Here is a 17,905-nt window from a genome sequence, read left to right as displayed (position 1 = left end):
CATCGGTTGTGGAGGCCACGTAAACTCGTCGGTAACCTCCCCGAGACCAGCGTTGCCCGACAGGCGCAGGAGGCTGACATGGCGACCACAGCGCACTCCCCGTCCCCGGAGCAGATGGCCGAGCTCCCGACCGGCGTGGACCTCTGCTTCCAGACCTTCGGTGACCGCGAGGCCGAGCCGTTGCTGCTGGTGATGGGCCTGGGCGGGCCGATGACGTGGTGGGACCCCGAGTTCTGCCAGCTGCTGGCCGACCGCGGCTTCTTCGTGATCCGCTACGACAACCGGGACACCGGCCGCTCCTCCCGGGTCTCGGGGAAGATCAACCAGCGCAAGATCGTCGCCTCCTTCCTCGGCCTGAAGGCGAAGACTCCCTACTCGATGCAGGACCTCGCCGACGACGGGTTCGCGCTGCTCGACCACCTCGGCATCGACGCCGCCCACGTCGTCGGCGTCTCCATGGGCGGGATGATCGTGCAGACGATGGCGCTCAGCCATCCCGACCGGGTGCTGTCGATGACCTCGATCATGTCGACCACCGGTCGCCGTACCGTCGGCTGGCAGGACCCGAGCCTGCTCCCGCTGATGGTCGCGAGCCGGCACAGCCGCGAGGCCTACATCGAGACCTCCGAGAAGCTGTGGAAGCTGATCGGCTCCCCGGACTACCCCGACACCACGCTGTCGATCCGCGAGCGTGCCGCGGAGACCTGGGACCGCGGGGTGAGCCGGTCGGGGGTGATGCGCCAGATGGGCGCGATCCTCACCCAGCCGGACCGGTCCCGCGCGCTGCGCAGCCTGCGCGTGCCCACGCTGGTCATCCACGGCACGCACGACAAGATGGTGCACGTCTCCGGCGGTCGTGCCACGTCCCAGGCGATCCCGGGCTCGGAGCTGCTGCTCGTCCCCGGGATGGGCCACGACGTGCCGCGCGACCTGCACGAGACCTTCGTCGACGCGATCCGCCGGGTGGCGGACCGGGCCGGCAGCCGCCGCTAGCCCGCCAACAGCCCGCCGCTAGTCGGTCAGCGCCACCAGCTCGGCCATCGCGTCGTCCAGGTAGCCGATCAGGTGCCACAGGTCGGGGATCATCTCCCGGCACGCGATCAGGCCGAAGTCGAGGCTGCCGTCGTAGGAGAACAGCGTGATGTTCAGCCCGCCGGTGAAGTCGGTGACCGCTGAGGCGGGGTAGATCCCCTCCACCCTGGCCCCGGCGATGTAGAGCGGCAGCTGGGGGCCGGGCACGTTGCTCACGAACAGGTTGAACAGCACCCCCGGCACGGTCGCCAGGTGGAACAGCGCCCGGGCGGGCGCGCCGGACAGCGCGTTGGGCAGGACGTGGGAGAGGTCCTCGAGGAAGGTGGTCGGCACCGCCTGGAAGTGCCGCTTCGCCTCGCGCATCGACTCACGCATGAACTCCAGCCGGTCCCGCGGGTCACGCAGGTGGGTCGCCAGCTCCGCGGTCATCACCGAGACCTCGTTGCCCTGCACACCGGCCGCCTCGGGGCTCCGCACCGAGACGGGTACGGCGGCCACCAGCGGTGTCGCGGGCAGCGCGTCGTGGTCGAGCAGCCACCGGCGCAGCGCCGAGGCGGTGAGCGTCATGACCACGTCGTTGACGGTCATGTCGAAGTGGTTCTTGACCCGCTTGACGTCCTCGAGGGACACCGACCCGAACGCGAACCGGCGGTGGGGGGTGATGTGCCCGTTGAACGGGGTGCGCGGCGCGCGCAACGACCGGTGCCCGGCCCGCTCGCCCGCCCCGAGCATCCGGCTCACCGCGCCGGCCGCGGAGCTGAGCAGGCCGACCCCGGGGAAGTTCGACGCACCCGGGAGCTCGTCGACGAAGCCCAGTGACCTCGGCACCGTGCGCAGCAGCTCGACCGGGTTGGTCGCGGCCGCGGCGACCCCGCGGCGCATCAGGTCCAGGGTGGACGGCAGCCGGCCCGGCTCGGCGACGTCGGGCGGACCGTCGTACTCCGGGTCCGGCTCGACGTCCATGATCGTCTCGAGGATCTCCTCGCCGGAGACGCCGTCGATCGCCGCGTGGTGGACCTTCGTGTAGTACGCCGCCCGGCCGTCCTCGAGGCCGTGGATCACGTAGGCCTCCCACATCGGCCGGGTCCGGTCCAGCGGCCGGGCGTGGATCCGGGCGACCTGCTCCCCGAGCTGCTCGCGCGAGCCCGGTGCGGGCAGCGCGATCTCCCGGAGGTGGAACTCGATGTCGAAGTGAGGGTCGTCGGCCCAGTAGGGCCGGCCCAGGCCGAGCGGCACCTCCACCAGGCGCTGGCGCAGGGCCGGCACCAGGTGCAGCCGCGGTTCGAGCACCGCGCGCACCTGCTCCAGGCCCCACCGGCCGCCGGGGGCCGTCGAGGGGTCGACCAGGATCAGGCTCCCGACGTGCGCGACCGTGGTCGGCGACTCCACGTTGAGGAACTGGACGTCGAGCGAGGTGAGCTGGCGCATGCCCCCAGTCTTGCGGCTGGCCCCGGCGCGGACCAGGGCCGTTTGCCCAGGTCACGGCCGGGTAAGGGAGGTTGCGCTTCCTCTCATCCAGGGCAGGATGTGAGGCACACCACAGGCGGGAGGCGCATCCATGGCATCACGCAGCGGCCCTGCGGAGAGGTCCGAGGGACGACGAAGGGGGCGTCGCCGGGGGCTCGTGGCCGGGGCCGCCGTGCTGGCGCTGGCGTCCGTGCTCGCCGGTTGCGGGGAGAGCTCCGACAAGCCGGTCCTGACCTGGTACATCAACCCCGACCCGACCCCGCCGGAGGACTTCGAGGGCGCCTTCGGGCTCGCGGGCATCGCCGAGCGGTGCAGCACCGACGAGTACACCATCGAGCTCGAGCAGCTGCCCACAGCGGCCACCGAGCAACGCATCCAGCTGATGCGCCGCCTGGCCGCCAACGACGACTCGATCGACCTGATGAGCCTCGACCCGGTGTTCACCGCGGAGTTCTCCGAGGCCGGCTACCTGGCCGAGTTCAGCAAGGCAGACCAGCAGGAGCTGTCCCAGGGCAAGCTGGCGGGCGCCGTCGAGGGAGCGAGCTGGAAGGGCGAGCTGGTGGTCGCGCCGCAGTGGGCCAACACCCAGCTGCTGTGGTTCCGCCGGTCCGTCGCCGAGGAGGCCGGGCTCGACATGAGCGAGCCGGTCACCTGGGACCAGGTCATCGACGCCGCCGAGGAGACCGGCACGAAGGTCAGCGTCCAGGGCAACAAGTACGAAGGCTATGTCGTCTGGCTCAACGCCCTGATCCAGGGCGCCGGCGGCGCGATCGTCACCGACCTCGAGAAGGGCGAGGACATGGCGGTCGGCCTGGACTCCGAGGCCGGTGTGAAGGCCGCCGAGATCGTGCAGCGCCTCGCCGGGTCCGAGGCCGCGGACGCGGACCTGCCGGTCTCCAACGAGGGCACCGCCGAGTCCAGCTTCAGCGGGGACGACGGCGGGTTCATGGTCAACTGGACCTACATCTACCTCAACTACGCCGAGGCGCTCGAGGGAGACCTGGGCTGGGCCCGCTACCCGCGGACCGTGGAGGGCGAGGAGTCCAAGCCCCCGACCGGCGGGATCAACATCGGCGTCGGCGCCTTCACCGACCACAAGGACCAGGCGGTCGAGGCCGCGAAGTGCATCACCAGCACCGAGAACCAGGTCATCTACGCCACGGAGACCGGTGGCATGCCCACCGCCGAGGAGGCCTACGACGACGCCGACCTGCAGGACCTGTACCCGCCCGAGGTGCTCGACCTGTTCCGCCAGAGCGTCGACGAGGGCGGCCCCCGCCCCGCGACGCAGTACTGGTCGACGATCGTCAACGCGATGCTCAAGGAGTGGCACCCGCAGGACTCGGTGACCCCGGAGACCCCCGCCGAGTCCGGCCCCTTCCTGGAGAAGGTTCTCGATGGCGACGAGCTCGTCTAAGGAGGTGACGACATGAGCACAGGTGCAACGACCGCGACCCCCGCGGTGGCCGCCAAGGCCAAGAAATCCGCCTCCGACAGATCTCGCGCGGAGAACCGACTCGGGCTCAAGCTCGTGGCCCCGGCAGTGGTCATGATGCTGCTGGTCACGGCCTACCCCATGCTTCAGGCGCTCTACCTGTCGCTGTTCAAGTACCGGCTCTCGGCACCCGACGACCGGGAGTTCGTCTGGTTCAACAACTACTGGACGGTGCTCACCGACCCGCTGTGGTGGGGCGACGTGTTCAACACGGTCGTGATCATGGTGCTCACCGTGTCCGTCGAGCTGGTGATCGGCTTCGCGTTCGCGATGGTGATGCACCGGGTCGTGTTCGCCCGGGGCCTGATCCGGACCTCGATCCTGATCCCCTACGGGATCATCACCGTGGTCTCGGCGTTCGCCTGGCAGTTCGCGTTCTCGCTGAACAACGGGTTCGTCAACGGCTGGCTGCCCTTCGTCGGCGACGACTTCAACTGGTTCGGCGACAAGTGGCCGGCGATGATCGCGATCATGGTCTCCGAGATCTGGAAGACCACGCCGTTCATGTCCCTGCTCCTGCTCGCCGGCCTGGCCCAGGTCTCGGAGGACACCATCGAGGCCGCCAAGGTCGACGGCGCCACCTGGTGGCAACGGCTGTGGAAGGTGATCCTGCCCAACATGCGCGCGGCCATCATGGTCGCGGTGCTCTTCCGGGCGCTCGACGCGTTCCGGATCTTCGACAACATCTTCGTGATGACCCGCGGGGCCCAGGACACCGAGTCGGTGTCGTTCCTGACCTACCGCCAGATCATCGAGCAGTTCGAGCTGGGGATGGGCTCGGCACTGTCGGTGCTGCTGTTCCTCTCGGTGCTCCTGATCGCGTTCCTGCTGGTGAAGCTGTTCAAGGTCGACCTGGCCTCGGCGAGGGGGGAAGGCTGATGCGCGCGAAGCTCGGACCGAGCACCGTGATCGGGATGATCGCGATCCTGGTGTGGTGCCTGCTGCCGGTCGTGTGGATCGTGATGCTGTCGTTCAAGCCGGAGGCCGAGACCGCCGCGGGCAGCCCGCAGTTCCTTCCGAAGGACTGGACCTGGGACAACTACTCCTCGGTCCTGCAGGACGACCTGTTCCAGCGGGCCCTGCTCAACTCGTTCGGGATCTCGCTGATCGCCACCGTGCTGTCGGTGATCATCGCGACGCTGACGGCCTACGCCGTGGCCCGGCTGGAGTTCAAGGGCAAGCGGGTGGTGCTCTCCATCGCACTGGCGATCGCGATGTTCCCGGTCGTGTCGCTGGTCGGCCCGCTGTTCGACATGTGGCGGGTGATCGGGCTCTACGACACCTGGCTCGGGCTGATCATCCCGTACATGTCGTTCACCCTCCCGCTGGCGATCTGGACGCTGACCGCGTTCTTCCGGGAGATCCCCTGGGAGATGGAGCAGGCCGCCCAGGTCGACGGCGCGACCCCCTGGCAGGCGTTCCGCAAGGTGATCGTGCCGCTCGCCGCCCCGGGCGTCTTCACCGCGGCGATCCTGACGTTCTTCTTCGCCTGGAACGACTTCGTCTTCGGGATCTCGCTGACCTCCACGACCGCTGCCCGACCGGTGCCCGCGGCGCTCGCGTTCTTCGTCGGCCCCGACCAGTTCAACCCGCCCACGTCGACGCTGTCGGCCGCGGCCGTCGTGGTGACCGTCCCGATCATCATCATCGTGCTTCTTTTCCAGCGAAAGATCGTCGCCGGTCTGACCAGCGGCGCAGTGAAGGGTTAGACCATGGCTGCCATCGAGATGAAGAACATCGTCAAGCAGTACGGCGACGGCTTCCCCGCCGTCAACGACGTGAGCATCGACGTCCAGGACGGCGAGTTCATGATCCTGGTCGGCCCGTCCGGCTGCGGGAAGTCCACGCTGCTGCGGATGATCGTCGGCCTGGAGGACATCACCTCCGGCGACATGATCATCGGCGGGGACCGGGTCAACGACAAGCCTCCGCGCGACCGCAACCTCGCGATGGTGTTCCAGAACTACGCGCTCTACCCCCACCTCACGGTCTACGAGAACATCGCCTTCCCGCTGCGGCTGTCCAAGCAGTTCAGCGACGAGGAGATCGACAAGAAGGTCCGCGAGGCCAGCAAGACCCTCGAGCTCGACGAGCACCTCGAGCGCAAGCCCGGCAACCTGTCGGGTGGCCAGCGGCAGCGGGTCGCGATGGGCCGAGCCATCGTCCGCGACGCGCAGGCGTTCCTGTTCGACGAGCCGCTGTCGAACCTCGACGCCAAGCTGCGCGGCCAGATGCGCACCGAGATCTCCCGGCTGCAGAAGCGTCTGGGCATCACCACGGTCTACGTCACCCACGACCAGACCGAGGCGATGACGCTCGGGGACCGGGTCGCCGTCCTCAAGCGCGGGATCCTCCAGCAGCTGGCGACGCCTCGCGAGCTCTACGAGCACCCGGTCAACCTGTTCGTCGCCGGCTTCATCGGCTCCCCGCCGATGAACTTCCTGCCCGCAACGGTCAAGGGCGACGAGGTCGAGCTGCCGTTCGGCACGGTCAAGATCCCGCACGAGAAGGCGGAGAAGGCGAAGGGCAAGGACCTGTTGATCGCCGGCATCCGGCCGGAGTACTTCGACGACGCCTCGGTCGTGGAGGAGTCCAAGCGGGCGGAGGGGTCGACCTTCCGCGCCACCGTCGACGTGGTGGAGTGGCTCGGCGACGAGGCCTACGCCTACATCCCGTTCGAGGCGCCGCCGCAGGTGCAGCAGCAGCTGAGCCAGCTCGAGAAGGACCTCGACGGCGAGACCATGCGGACCCAGCTGGTCGTGTCGCTGGACTCCGCCAGCGAGATCAAGGAGGGCGACGAGGCCGAGATCTACGTCGACTCCACCAAGATGCACCTGTTCGACCCGGAGACCGGGGACAACCTCACCGCTGGCATCTGAGCCCGACAGGTCGGCCGGTTCCGCAGCTCAGCGGGACCGGCCGATCGCCTTCTTCTTCTCGCCCGGCATCGGCTTGCGCACCACGTCCACTCCGGCCATCAGCGCGAACCCGGTGACACGGACGACGGGCGAGGTCGCGTCGATCACCGGGGCCACCTTGTCGCGAGCCTGCTCGAAGGCGCCCATGATCCCGATCCCCTCGACGATGACCTGGGTGTGGGCGTTCACGACGATCTCGATCCCGGCCATGATCGCGTAGGCGTTGACGGTGATCTCGCGCGCTTCGAAGACCGCCTCGCGCAGGTCGATGGTGATCCCGCCCATCATCGCGAACGCGGTGTGCTGGGCGGGCACCCGCCACACCCCGCGCCGGGTGCAGTCGCCCATGAAGGACAGCGAGTTGCTGTAGGTGGCCACCGGGACCATCGGGTGCGCCGCGGCGGGTGGCACGGCCGGCGGTGTCGCGGGCGGGACGGGCAAGGTGCCCGTCGTACGCGCCGGGAGGTCGGCGGTGATCGGGACCAGCTCGCCGTAGGTCTTGGCCTTGTACGTCGCCTCGAGCCGCTCGTCGAGCTCCTCGAGGTCGATCCGGCCCTCCCCCGCGGCATGCCGCAGCACCTCCGCGACCTGGCGCCGGTCCTCGTCGGAGATCCGCAGCCTGGCCGGGTCGGGTCTGTCCATCTCGTAGGGGCGTCCCTCCATGCGGCCAGCCTAACCGGCTGGATTACCCTCAGGGGTCGTGAGCAACGATCCCGAGTTCCGCTACTCCGACCTCCTCCCCCTCGGCGCCGACCCGACGCCGTACCGGCTGCTGACCACCGAGGGGGTCAGCACCGTCGAGGTCGACGGCCGCACGTTCCTCAAGGTCGACCCGGAGGCGCTCCGGCTGCTCACCGCCGAGGCGATGCACGACATCGCGCACTACCTGCGCCCGGCGCACCTGGCGCAGCTGCGCCGGATCATCGACGACCCGGAGGCCTCGGGCAACGACCGCTTCGTCGCCCTCGACCTTCTGAAGAACGTCAACATCTCCGCCGGCGGCGTGCTGCCGATGTGCCAGGACACCGGCACCGCGATCGTGATGGGGAAGAAGTCCGAGGGCGTGCTCACCGGCGCCGACGACGCCGAGTGGATCAGCCGTGGCGTGTACGACGCCTACACGAAGCTGAACCTGCGCTACTCCCAGCTCGCGCCGCTGACGATGTGGGAGGAGAAGAACACCGGCACCAACCTGCCGGCGCAGATCGAGCTCTACGCCACCCCGTATGACACGGCTACGACAGGGGGCGCAAGCCAGGCGACACCCTCTTACAAGTTCCTGTTCATGGCCAAGGGCGGCGGCTCGGCGAACAAGTCATTCCTGTTCCAGGAGACGAAGGCCGTCTTGAACCCCAAGCGGATGCTGGAGTTCCTCGACGAGAAGATCCGCTCGCTCGGCACGGCCGCGTGCCCGCCGTACCACCTCGCGATCGTGGTGGGCGGCACCTCGGCGGAGTTCGCGCTGAAGACCGCGAAGTACGCCTCGGCGCATTACCTCGACCACCTGCCGACCTCCGGCGACATGAGCGCGCACGGCTTCCGGGACCTGGAGCTGGAGGAGGAGGTCTTCAAGCTGACCCAGTCCTTCGGGATCGGTGCGCAGTTCGGCGGGAAGTACTTCTGCCACGACGTCCGCGTCGTGCGGCTCCCCCGACACGGCGCGTCCTGTCCGGTCGCGATCGCGGTGTCCTGCTCGGCCGACCGGCAGGCGCTCGGCAAGATCACCGCCGAGGGCGTCTTCCTCGAGGAGCTCGAGCGCGACCCGGCGAAGTACCTCCCGGACACCACCGACGAGAAGCTGTCCGACGACGTGGTGCGCATCGACCTCAACCGGCCGATGGCCGAGATCCGCAGCGAGCTGTCGAAGTACCCGGTCAAGACCCGGCTGTCGCTGACCGGCCCGCTCGTGGTGGCCCGCGACATCGCGCACGCCAAGATCAAGGAGCGCCTCGACGCCGGCGAGCCGATGCCGCAGTACCTGAAGGACCACGCGGTCTACTACGCCGGCCCCGCGAAGACCCCCGAGGGCTACGCGTCCGGCTCGTTCGGGCCGACGACAGCAGGCCGGATGGACTCCTACGTCGACCAGTTCCAGGCTGCGGGCGGCTCGATGGTGATGCTCGCCAAGGGCAACCGCTCCGCGCAGGTCACCCGGGCCTGCGAGACGCACGGCGGCTTCTACCTCGGCTCGATCGGCGGCCCCGCCGCCCGGCTCGCGCAGGACTGCATCCGCTCGGTGGAGGTGCTGGAGTACCCCGAGCTCGGCATGGAGGCGGTCTGGAAGATCGAGGTCGAGGACTTCCCGGCGTTCATCGTGGTCGACGACAAGGGCAACGACTTCTTCGCCGACCCGGCCGGCCAGACCACCGTCCCGCTGTCGGGGATCCGGGTCCGCTCCGCCGAGAAGGTCTGACCCGCCACCCAAGTAACGCGGGGTTATGGACGCAAAACACGCGGCATGACGCGGGTGATGCGTCGACTGCGCTGGGGAAGACACCCACGACGGCGACGCCGGACGAATCCGGGGTCTGCTGGATTGCGCGGGCGGCCGAGGTACGACGAGACTGGCCGGCATGCCTGACACCGCCTCGCACTCGGGACGCCGGCGTCGCGGCCGGCCGCCGCGCGACCACGCCGGCCCGCCGACCAGCACGGTGATCCTCGAGCACGCCACCCGGCTGTTCGCCGAACACGGGCACGAGGGGGTCAGCATGCGCGCCATCGCCGAGGCGGTCGGGATCGACGTCTCGAGCGTGCACCACCACTACCCGACCAAGGCCCAGCTCTACGACGCCTGCTTCCGGTGTGTCTTCGAGGCCGAGCGGGACCACCTCGAGCCGTCGGTGGAGGCGCTCGGCGACGCGGCGCGCACCGGCTCGGCAGCGGACTTCCTGGCGGCGATGCACCAGCTCGTCGAGGCGTTCGTGGAGTTCCTGGAGGACCGGCCGAGCACGACCTTCCTGTGGCTGCGGCGCTGGCTGGACCCGGCCCAGCAGGAGCCGCTGGACGCGGCGTACTCCCTGCCGATCTACCACCGCGTCGAGCAGGCCCTGATCGACGCCTGCACCCGCGGCCTGGTCGCCGAGCCCACCCCGCACATCACCGTCCGCAGCCTGGTGTGGGCCGCACACGGCCACGTCACCGCGCGGGTTGCGTCGGGGCCGCACACCACCGCCGCTGCCGCACGGGAGGGCCGGGAGTTCCGCGCCTTCGCCCACCGCTTCGTCGACCGGCTCTACGCGCCCGACGAAGGTCGGTGACACGCCCGCCTCCGCCCCGCTAATATCCATCACTCGCTGGATTAACGAAGGGGCAGTCGTGGGGCACAGCATCAGGGTGGTCGTCGTCGGTGGCGGCGCGGCGGGGATCGCGGCGATGAAGGGGCTCGTCGAGGTCGGCGTCGACGCGGTGGGCATCGAGCAGGCCGGCGAGCTCGGGGGCCTGTGGCGGCTGGCCGAGGACTCCCCGGCCTACGAAGGCCTGCGCCTGAACACCAGCAAGCCCCGCACCGAGTTCTCCGACCACCCGATGCCGGCGGACTGGCCCGACTACCCCACCCGGGCCCAGATGCTGGAGTACCTCCACGGCTACGCCGACCGGTTCGGAGTCACCGAGCGCTACCGCCTTCGGACCACGGTCCTCTCGGCACGCAAGGCGGACGGCGGCTGGCAGGTCGAGACCTCCGGACCCGACGGCCGGCGTGTCGAGCAGTTCGACCACCTCGTCGTCGCCAACGGCCACAACCACGAGCCGCGCTTCCCGGAGCCGCCCTACCCGGGCGACTTCGCCGGCACCGAGAGCCACGCGCACTCCTACGTCCGGCCCCAGGAGTACGCCGGGCAGAGGGTGCTCGTCGTGGGCACGGGCAACTCCGCGATGGACATCGCCACCGAGCTGACCGAGCATGCCGCGGCCGTGCTGCTCTCCGCGCGCCGCGGGGTGTGGGTGCTGCCGAAGTACCTCCTCGGCCGGCCGTCGGACCAGCTCAACGGCGCACTCGCCGCGCTGCTGCCGTGGAAGCTGCGCCAGACCGTCTCCCAGAGCGTGCTCCGCCTGGCCGGCCCGAAGGCCCAGGGCCCGTCACTCCCGCCGCCCGCACAGGGGGTGCTCCAGGACCACCCGACCCTGAGCGACTCGGTCCCCCGGCTCGTCGCCGAGGGCCGGATCCTGGCCCGCGCCGGCATCGAGCGCTTCGACGGCCGGCGCGTGCACTTCACCGACGGCACCTCCGACGAGGTCGACCACGTGATCTGGTGCACCGGCTACCGCGCCGAGGTGCCGTTCCTGGAGCCGACGGTGGGCGCCGACCCGACCAGCCTGCTGCTCTACCGCCACGTCTTCCCGGTCGACGACCCCACGCTCAGCTTCGTCGGGCTGATGCAGTCCACCGGCTCCGCGCTGCCCGTGGTCGAGGCCCAGGGCAGGCTCGTGGCCGCCCACGTCACCGGCGACTACCGGCTGCCCGACGCCGACACGATGCGCGCCGACGCCTCGGCAGAGCTCGACGCCGCACGCGAGCGCTGGGGCCACCGGCGCCCGCACATGCGCATCGACATCGACACCTACCTGCCGCAGATGCGCCGCGAGCTCGCCTCCGCACCACGCGCACTGGCCGGCCGGCGGATCGTGGTCACCGGCGCGGCGGGCACGTTCGGCAGGGCGATGACCGAGCGGTTCCGCGCCGCCGGGGCCGAGGTGGTCGGGCTCGACGTGGTCGTGCCCACCGACGTGGCCTCCCCGGTCGTCGCGTGCGACCTCACCGACGACGCCTCGGTCGAGAGCGCGGTCGCCAAGGCCGTCGAGCTCCTCGGCGGGATCGACGTGCTCGTCAACAACGCCGGACGCGGCGGACCCGCTCCGGCCGAGCTGTCCCCAGGCGAGGAGGTCCACGCCCAGATCGAGCTGAACCTGCTCGGCGCCTGGCGGGTCACCGCCGCGGCGATGCCGCACCTGGTGCGCGCGCGAGGTCAGGTCGTGTTCATCGCCTCCCGGATGGCGCTGCTCCCGCTGCCGCTGGCTGCTGCGTACGGCGTCTCCAAGCGGGCGCTCGCGGCGTATGCCGACGCCCTGCGCCTCGAGGTCGGCACGCACGTCGCGGTGACCACCGTCTACCCGAGCATGGTGGCGAGCCCGATCCACGACAGCACCCGGCAGGCCGGCCTGTCGCTGGACAAGGTGTCCCGTCCCGAGCCGCTCGAGGGGGTCGTCGACGCCGTCGAGCGGGCACTGACCGCCGCGAAGCCACCGCGGGATGTGGCCACCACGCCCCGCGGCCGGCTCGAGATGGCCGTCGGACGGCATCTCCCCCGGCTCGCCGACCGGGTTGTCCGCCGTACCGTCGCCGCCCGGGTGCAGGCCGGCGACTTCGCCGACGCGCCCCTCGCCGCCGGGCTGGTTCGCCGCCACCAGCAGCGCTGAGCGCGGACAATTCCCATGTGAACATGGGAAACCGGAACCTGGCATGGGGCGCAACCCGTGCCCAGTGCCGGATCCTCATGTGAACATGGGAATCTGCCGGCGGGCCCGGGGCCAGGTTTGGGCGAGGGCGCATGAGGTAATGGCGGTCGTGAAGTACACCGAGGTCGCGCGGGCCGAGTCGCCGCGTGGGGAGATCGTCCTGCGGGAGCGGCGTGACCCGGACGCCGGACCGAACGCGCCGGTCGTCCTGGAGCTGCGGGTGAACGGCGTCTTCGTCATGGACACGCTCGAGACCAGCAGCGAGAAGGGGCTGGCCAGCGCGGCGCTGAGGCAGGTCGAGGACCCGCGCAACGTCGTCATCGGCGGCCTGGGGCTCGGGTTCACGATGCACGAGGTGCTGGCCGACCATCGCGTGGAGCGGCTTGTCGTGGTCGAGATCGAGGACGCGCTCGTGCAGTGGATGCGCGGCGGCACCGTGCCGCACGGACCGTCGTACCTCGCCGACGAGCGGGTGACGGTGATGACCGCCGACATCCGCACCGCGATGGCCGAGGCGACCCCGGAGGCCTACGACCTGGTCCTGCTCGACGTCGACAACGGGCCGGGGTTCCTGGTCCACGACGCCAACGAGGCGATCTACCAGGCGGACTTCCTGCGCCAGACCCGCGCCTGTCTCCGGGACGGCGGTGCACTCGTGATCTGGTCGGCCGCGGAGTCGCCGCGGCTGCAGGCGGAGATGGAGAGCGTGTTCGGCAACGCCGTGGCGGTGCCGTTCGAGGTCACCCTGCAGAGCCGCGACGAGCAGTACTGGGTGTACCTCTCCCGGCGCCGGGAGGAGTGACCACGCGCACGCATGCCCGCGCCGCGCGGGGGTAGCGTGACGACATGGCTGACTTCCGGATCGAGCACGACAGCATGGGTGAGGTCCAGGTCCCGGCGGAGGCGCTGTGGCGGGCGCAGACGCAGCGGGCGGTGGAGAACTTCCCGATCAGCGGCAGCACCCTGGAGCCGGCACACATCCAGGCGATCGCGCAGGTGAAGGCAGCCGCAGCCAAGGTCAACGCCGAGCTCGGCGTGATCGAGCCGGACATGGCCGAGGCGATCGTCGCCTCGGCGGACGAGATCGTCGCCGGTGAGCACCTCGACCACTTCCCGGTCGACGTCTTCCAGACCGGGTCGGGCACCTCGTCGAACATGAACATGAACGAGGTGCTGGCCACGCTCGCCACCCGCCGCCTGGGCCGCGACGTGCACCCCAACGACCACGTGAACGCCAGCCAGTCGAGCAACGACACCTTCCCGACCTCGATCCACGTCGCCGCGGTCACCTCGACCACCCGCGACCTGGTGCCGGCGCTAGACCACATCGCCGGCACGCTCGAGCGCAAGGCCGAGGAGTTCGCCGACGTCGTCAAGGCCGGCCGCACCCACCTGATGGACGCGACCCCGGTGATGCTCGGTCAGGAGCTCTCCGGGTACGCCGCCGCGATGCGCCTGGGCATCGAGCGGCTCGAGGCGGCTGTCCCCCGCGCCGCCGAGCTGCCGCTGGGAGGTACGGCGGTCGGCACCGGCATCAACACGCCCCAGGGGTTCGCCCCCCGCGTGATCGAGGAGCTGTCCCGGCGCACCGGCCTGGAGTTCACCGAGGCCCGCAACCACTTCGAGGCGCAGGGAGCCCGGGACGCGCTCGTCGAGCTCTCGGGCGCGGTGCGCACCGTCGCGGTCAGCCTCACCAAGATCTGCAACGACCTGCGCTGGATGTCCTCGGGCCCGCGCACGGGGCTGGCCGAGATCAACCTGCCCGACCTCCAGCCGGGCTCCAGCATCATGCCGGGCAAGGTCAACCCGGTCCTGCCCGAGGCCACGCTGATGGTGTGCGCCCAGGTGATCGGCAACGACGCCACGGTCGCGACCGCCGGAGCCTCGGGCAGCTTCGAGCTCAACGTGATGATGCCGGTGATGGCGCGCAACCTGCTCGAGTCGATCCGGTTGCTCGCCACCAGCACGCGGGTGCTGGCCGACCGGACCATCGACGGGATCACCGCGAACGTCGAGCGGATGCGCACCTACGCGGAGTCCTCACTCTCGGTGGTGACGCCGCTGAACCGCTACATCGGCTACGAGAACGCCGCGAAGGTCGCGAAGACCGCGCTCGCGGAGGAGAAGACGATCAAGCAGGTGGTGCTGGAGATGGGGTACGTCGATCGCGGCGACCTGACCGAGGAGCAGCTCGACGAGGCGCTCGACGTCGCACGGATGACCCGGCCGTAGCGGGTCAGTACCAGTTGTTGGCCTGCTTGAACTCCCACGCGGAGCAGGCGCTGCCGTAGGCCTCGCGGATGTACCACAGCCCCCAGCGGATCTGGCTGACCGGGTTCGTCATGTAGTCGGCCGGGAGGTTGTCGTGGGTGCCGCCGGTGAGCGCCTGCGGGATGCCGTAGGCGCTGGACGTCGGGTTGTCGGCGGTGGGGTCCCAGTCGCTCTCGCTGATCCAGAGCAGGTCGAGGCACTCGAACTCGGACTCGGGCAGGCCGTACTCCGCCATCAGGCTGCGGGCGATCTCGCGGGGGTCCTGGCTGGCGAGGTCCTCGACCTTCGTCACCGCCCCGCCGACGGTCTCGTCGAGGGTCTCGATCTTCTCGGCGCCCGTGCGACGGTCCGAGCGCGAGACCGCAGCGGCGCGGTTGGCCAGGGACTGGTCCACGTCGGCGGTGTCACGCTTGGCCTGGGCGGCGGCGATCGTCGCAGCCGCGCCGTCGGCCGGCGCGTTGCCCTTCACCACGACCCCGCCGGACACCGCGATGCCGGTGGCCGCGACGGCGACGCCGGAGTAGGTCACCGACTTCCGCAGGCCCGCCTTCAGCGGCAGCTCGGCAGGGATGCCTCGGCGCTTCGGCTCGGGCGCGCGGTGCTTCGGGACGTACTTGGCATTTCGCACAGGCATGTCTCGCAGACGTCGACTACAGGGGAGCGCACGCCGGCGCAGCGGCGTGCGAGCCATTCACCATGCCCGAATCGTCCGGGCCCAGGCAAATTAGCAGGGCATGGGGTGAGGCAGGTCACGGGGGTAGGCCTGCCTCACCGAGGCTGATCCTGCCCGGCGCCGGGCACCGGCAAACCGGGGCCCGGCACCGGCCTGGACCGGCCGAGCGGCTCCGGTCACAACGTGACGTTCTCCAGCATCTCGGTCACCAGCGCCGCGATCGGCGAGCGCTCGGAGCGGGTGAGCGTCACGTGCGCGAACAGCGGGTGCCCCTTGAGCCGCTCGACCACAGCGACCACGCCGTCGTGCCGGCCGACCCTCAGGTTGTCACGCTGGGCGACGTCGTGGGTGAGCACGACCTTGCTGTTGGCCCCGATCCGCGACAGCACGGTGAGCAGCACGTTGCGCTCCAGGGACTGGGCCTCGTCGACGATCACGTAGGCGTCGTGCAGGGACCGGCCGCGGATATGGGTCAGCGGCAGCACCTCGAGCATGCCGCGGTCGAGCACCTCGTCGATCACGTCGGGCGAGGTGAGCGCACCGAGGGTGTCGAAGACCGCCTGGCCCCAGGGCGACATCTTCTCCGACTCCGTGCCGGGCAGGTAGCCGAGCTCCTGGCCGCCGACGGCGAACAGCGGCCGGAAGACGACCACCTTCTTGTGCTGGCCACGCTCCATCACCGCCTCGAGGCCGGCGCACAGCGCCATCGCGGACTTGCCGGTGCCGGCGCGGCCGCCGAGGGAGACGATGCCGACCTCGGGGTCGAGAAGCATCTCCAGGGCGATCCGCTGCTCGGCGGAGCGGCCGTGGATGCCGAACGCCTCCCGGTCGCCGCGGACCAGGTGCACCCGCTTGTCGGCGCGGACCCGCCCGAGCGCGCTGCCGCGCTCGGAGAGCAGCACCAGCCCGGTGTGGCACGGCAGCTCGCGGGCCTCGTCGAGGTCGATCACCCCGTCGTCGTACAGCTCGTCGATCTCGGCGCCGGAGACCTCCACCTCGGCCATCCCGGTCCAGCCGGACTCGACGGCGAGCTCGGCGCGGTACTCCTCGGCGTCGAGGCCGACCGCGGATGCCTTGATCCGCAGCGGCAGGTCCTTGGAGACCAGCGTGACCGCATGGCCCTCGTTGGCGAGGTTGCGGGCGACCGCGAGGATCCGGGTGTCGTTGTCGCCGAGCCGGAAGCCCGACGGCAGCGACTCGGGGTCGGTGTGGTTCAGCTCGACGCGGATCGTGCCGCCGGTCTCGGAGACGGGCACCGGCTGGTCGAGGCGGCCGTGGAGGATCCGCAGCTCGTCAAGCATCCGCAGCGCCGCCCGGGCGAAGTAGCCGAGCTCGGGATGGTCGCGCTTGGCCTCCAGCTCGGTGATCACCACGACCGGCACGACGACCTCGTGCTCGTCGAAGCGCCGCAGGGCGCCCGGGTCGGCGAGCAGCACGCTGGTGTCGAGGACGTAGGTCCTGACCTCCGGTGCGGCGCCCGCGCGTCGGGATGCTGGGCTGGTCGGGCTCTTGCGGCGAGCGGTGCTCTTGCTTGCAGCCACGGCTACGTCCCCTCAGCAGGACCGACGCGCGCACTCAGCGCCCCGGTCCTAGACTCTCGCGTTGGACCGGGACCGGGCCCGAAGGCCCGAGTGCGGACCTCCGGTGTCGCAGTGGACGTGAATGCTCACGATCGGGCCTCCCGAACGGCCGGCTTCCCCACCTGCCGTTGCCCCGACGGTACGGCGGCCGGGGTGGCTGTGACGGGAGACACGCCCGGCCTCGAGGTAAAGGGCTCGTGAACTCAGGAGCCGAACCGGCGCTCCCGCTCGGCGTAGGCGCGCAGCGCCCGGAGGAAGTCCACGCGGCGGAAGTCGGGCCAGTAGGCCTCGCAGAAGTAGAACTCGCTGTGCGCGCTCTGCCAGAGCAGGAAGCCACCGAGCCGCTGCTCGCCGGAGGTCCGGATCACCAGGTCGGGGTCGGGCTGGCCCTTGGTGTAGAGGTGCTCGGCGATGTGCTCGACGTCGATGATCTCGGCGAGCTCCTCGATCGAGGTGCCTTGCGAGGCGTGCTCCTGCAGCAGCGAGCGGACGGCGTCGGCGATCTCCCGGCGACCGCCGTACCCGACCGCGATGTTGACGATCAGCCCGTCGACGTCACGCGTGGCGTCGGCGGCCTCCTTCAGGCGCCTCGACGTGGCGTCGGGCAGCAGGTCGAGCGCACCCACCGGGTTCAGCCGCCAGCGGCGGGCGGCCGCGAGGTCGGACACGGCCTCCTCGATGATCCCGAGCAGCGACTCGAGCTCGGCCGCGGGGCGGTTGAGGTTGTCGGTGGACAGCAGCCACAGGGTGACCACCTCGACGCCGACCTCCTCGCACCACTCCAGCAGCGGGGAGATGTTCGCAGCGCCTGCGCGATGGCCGTGGGCGGCGTCGGCGCCGACGGCCCGGGCCCACCGCCGGTTGCCGTCGAGCATGACCCCGACGTGCTTGGGCAGACGGTCGGCGGGCAGGCGGCGCGCGAGGCGCGCTTCGTACGCCGGGTAGAGCACCCTGCGTATCCCCGATTTCCAGTCAGCCACGACAACCAACAGTACCTGTGACGGCGAGCGCA

The 17,905-nt window shown here is 70.4% G+C and carries 15 protein-coding genes; 10 read left to right on the top strand and 5 right to left on the bottom strand.

Annotated elements, in window-relative coordinates:
* Window positions 1-78: 78 nt before the first annotated feature.
* The gene (locus tag ACYVIH_RS13085) at window positions 79-993 is read left to right on the top strand and encodes an alpha/beta fold hydrolase (RefSeq protein WP_460869891.1); all 915 of its coding nucleotides are present in this window, start codon (window positions 79-81) and stop codon (window positions 991-993) included.
* 18 nt (window positions 994-1,011) lie between these two features.
* Here the strand turns inward: ACYVIH_RS13085 and ACYVIH_RS13080 are convergent, their stop codons facing one another.
* Entirely contained in the window at window positions 1,012-2,460 is a 1,449-nt protein-coding gene (locus ACYVIH_RS13080; protein WP_460869890.1) for a WS/DGAT/MGAT family O-acyltransferase, read from the bottom strand.
* A gap of 130 nt (window positions 2,461-2,590) precedes the next feature.
* Here ACYVIH_RS13080 and ACYVIH_RS13075 point away from each other — a divergent pair, with 130 nt between their 5' ends.
* From ACYVIH_RS13075 to ACYVIH_RS13060, 4 genes are read left to right on the top strand one after another with little or no spacing between them, the layout of a single operon-like run.
* Window positions 2,591-3,916, top strand: a complete 1,326-nt coding sequence (locus ACYVIH_RS13075; RefSeq protein WP_460869889.1) for an extracellular solute-binding protein — start codon at window positions 2,591-2,593, stop codon at window positions 3,914-3,916.
* A 12-nt stretch (window positions 3,917-3,928) separates the two neighbouring features.
* Window positions 3,929-4,873, top strand: coding sequence for a carbohydrate ABC transporter permease (locus ACYVIH_RS13070; protein WP_460869888.1), 945 nt, complete (start codon window positions 3,929-3,931; stop codon window positions 4,871-4,873).
* Window positions 4,873-5,703, top strand: a complete 831-nt coding sequence (locus ACYVIH_RS13065) for a carbohydrate ABC transporter permease (protein WP_460869887.1) — start codon at window positions 4,873-4,875, stop codon at window positions 5,701-5,703. Before ACYVIH_RS13070 ends, ACYVIH_RS13065 begins: the two co-directional genes overlap by 1 nt.
* 3 nt (window positions 5,704-5,706) lie before the next feature.
* Entirely contained in the window at window positions 5,707-6,873 is a 1,167-nt protein-coding gene (locus ACYVIH_RS13060; protein WP_460869886.1) for an ABC transporter ATP-binding protein, read from the top strand.
* 27 nt (window positions 6,874-6,900) lie between these two features.
* On the opposite strand, the gene ACYVIH_RS13055 is transcribed toward ACYVIH_RS13060, so the two are convergent.
* A complete protein-coding gene (locus tag ACYVIH_RS13055; protein ID WP_460869885.1) occupies window positions 6,901-7,575 on the bottom strand; it encodes a DUF1707 SHOCT-like domain-containing protein in 675 nt (224 codons plus the stop codon).
* Between the two features lie 37 nt (window positions 7,576-7,612).
* On the opposite strand from ACYVIH_RS13055, the gene ACYVIH_RS13050 reads away from it, so the two are divergent.
* The 5 genes from ACYVIH_RS13050 to ACYVIH_RS13030 all read left to right on the top strand — a co-directional run bounded on the left by ACYVIH_RS13050 (window position 7,613) and on the right by ACYVIH_RS13030 (window position 14,601).
* Window positions 7,613-9,325, top strand: coding sequence for a fumarate hydratase (locus ACYVIH_RS13050; RefSeq protein WP_460869884.1), 1,713 nt, complete (start codon window positions 7,613-7,615; stop codon window positions 9,323-9,325).
* Between the two features lie 160 nt (window positions 9,326-9,485).
* Window positions 9,486-10,172: a TetR/AcrR family transcriptional regulator gene (locus tag ACYVIH_RS13045; RefSeq protein ID WP_460869883.1), complete on the top strand. Its 687-nt coding sequence runs from the start codon at window positions 9,486-9,488 to the stop codon at window positions 10,170-10,172.
* 58 nt (window positions 10,173-10,230) lie between these two features.
* Window positions 10,231-12,330, top strand: coding sequence for an SDR family NAD(P)-dependent oxidoreductase (locus tag ACYVIH_RS13040; protein WP_460869882.1), 2,100 nt, complete (start codon window positions 10,231-10,233; stop codon window positions 12,328-12,330).
* Between the two features lie 148 nt (window positions 12,331-12,478).
* Window positions 12,479-13,171, top strand: a complete 693-nt coding sequence (locus ACYVIH_RS13035) for a spermidine synthase (RefSeq protein ID WP_460869881.1) — start codon at window positions 12,479-12,481, stop codon at window positions 13,169-13,171.
* 44 nt (window positions 13,172-13,215) lie between these two features.
* The gene (locus ACYVIH_RS13030; protein ID WP_460869880.1) at window positions 13,216-14,601 is read left to right on the top strand and encodes a class II fumarate hydratase; all 1,386 of its coding nucleotides are present in this window, start codon (window positions 13,216-13,218) and stop codon (window positions 14,599-14,601) included.
* Window positions 14,602-14,605: 4 nt separating this feature from the next.
* On the opposite strand, the gene ACYVIH_RS13025 is transcribed toward ACYVIH_RS13030, so the two are convergent.
* The 3 genes from ACYVIH_RS13025 to ACYVIH_RS13015 all read right to left on the bottom strand — a co-directional run bounded on the left by ACYVIH_RS13025 (window position 14,606) and on the right by ACYVIH_RS13015 (window position 17,873).
* Complete coding sequence (locus tag ACYVIH_RS13025) at window positions 14,606-15,274, bottom strand: aggregation-promoting factor C-terminal-like domain-containing protein (protein WP_460869879.1); 669 nt, start codon at window positions 15,272-15,274, stop codon at window positions 14,606-14,608.
* 215 nt (window positions 15,275-15,489) lie between these two features.
* Window positions 15,490-16,854 (bottom strand): PhoH family protein, encoded by a 1,365-nt coding sequence (locus ACYVIH_RS13020; RefSeq protein ID WP_460869878.1) that lies wholly within the window; start codon window positions 16,852-16,854, stop codon window positions 15,490-15,492.
* A gap of 242 nt (window positions 16,855-17,096) precedes the next feature.
* The gene (locus tag ACYVIH_RS13015; protein ID WP_460869877.1) at window positions 17,097-17,873 is read right to left on the bottom strand and encodes an isoprenyl transferase; all 777 of its coding nucleotides are present in this window, start codon (window positions 17,871-17,873) and stop codon (window positions 17,097-17,099) included.
* Window positions 17,874-17,905: the final 32 nt, after the last annotated feature.

The sequence above is a fragment of the Nocardioides pakistanensis genome, from assembly GCF_054781215.1.
The sequence above is the reverse complement of the archived record's forward strand: the minus strand, read 5'-3'. Positions and strand labels throughout refer to the sequence as shown.

Excerpts from the sequence above, each read along its gene's own strand:
- ACYVIH_RS13085 (WP_460869891.1), top strand. The coding sequence starts at position 79 with ATGGCGACCACAGCGCACTCCCCGTCCCCGGAGCAGATGGCCGAGCTC.
- ACYVIH_RS13080 (WP_460869890.1), bottom strand. The coding sequence starts at position 2,460 with ATGCGCCAGCTCACCTCGCTCGACGTCCAGTTCCTCAACGTGGAGTCG.
- ACYVIH_RS13075 (WP_460869889.1), top strand. The coding sequence starts at position 2,591 with ATGGCATCACGCAGCGGCCCTGCGGAGAGGTCCGAGGGACGACGAAGG.
- ACYVIH_RS13070 (WP_460869888.1), top strand. The coding sequence starts at position 3,929 with ATGAGCACAGGTGCAACGACCGCGACCCCCGCGGTGGCCGCCAAGGCC.
- ACYVIH_RS13065 (WP_460869887.1), top strand. The coding sequence starts at position 4,873 with ATGCGCGCGAAGCTCGGACCGAGCACCGTGATCGGGATGATCGCGATC.
- ACYVIH_RS13060 (WP_460869886.1), top strand. The coding sequence starts at position 5,707 with ATGGCTGCCATCGAGATGAAGAACATCGTCAAGCAGTACGGCGACGGC.
- ACYVIH_RS13055 (WP_460869885.1), bottom strand. The coding sequence starts at position 7,575 with ATGGAGGGACGCCCCTACGAGATGGACAGACCCGACCCGGCCAGGCTG.
- ACYVIH_RS13045 (WP_460869883.1), top strand. The coding sequence starts at position 9,486 with ATGCCTGACACCGCCTCGCACTCGGGACGCCGGCGTCGCGGCCGGCCG.
- ACYVIH_RS13030 (WP_460869880.1), top strand. The coding sequence starts at position 13,216 with ATGGCTGACTTCCGGATCGAGCACGACAGCATGGGTGAGGTCCAGGTC.
- ACYVIH_RS13025 (WP_460869879.1), bottom strand. The coding sequence starts at position 15,274 with ATGCCTGTGCGAAATGCCAAGTACGTCCCGAAGCACCGCGCGCCCGAG.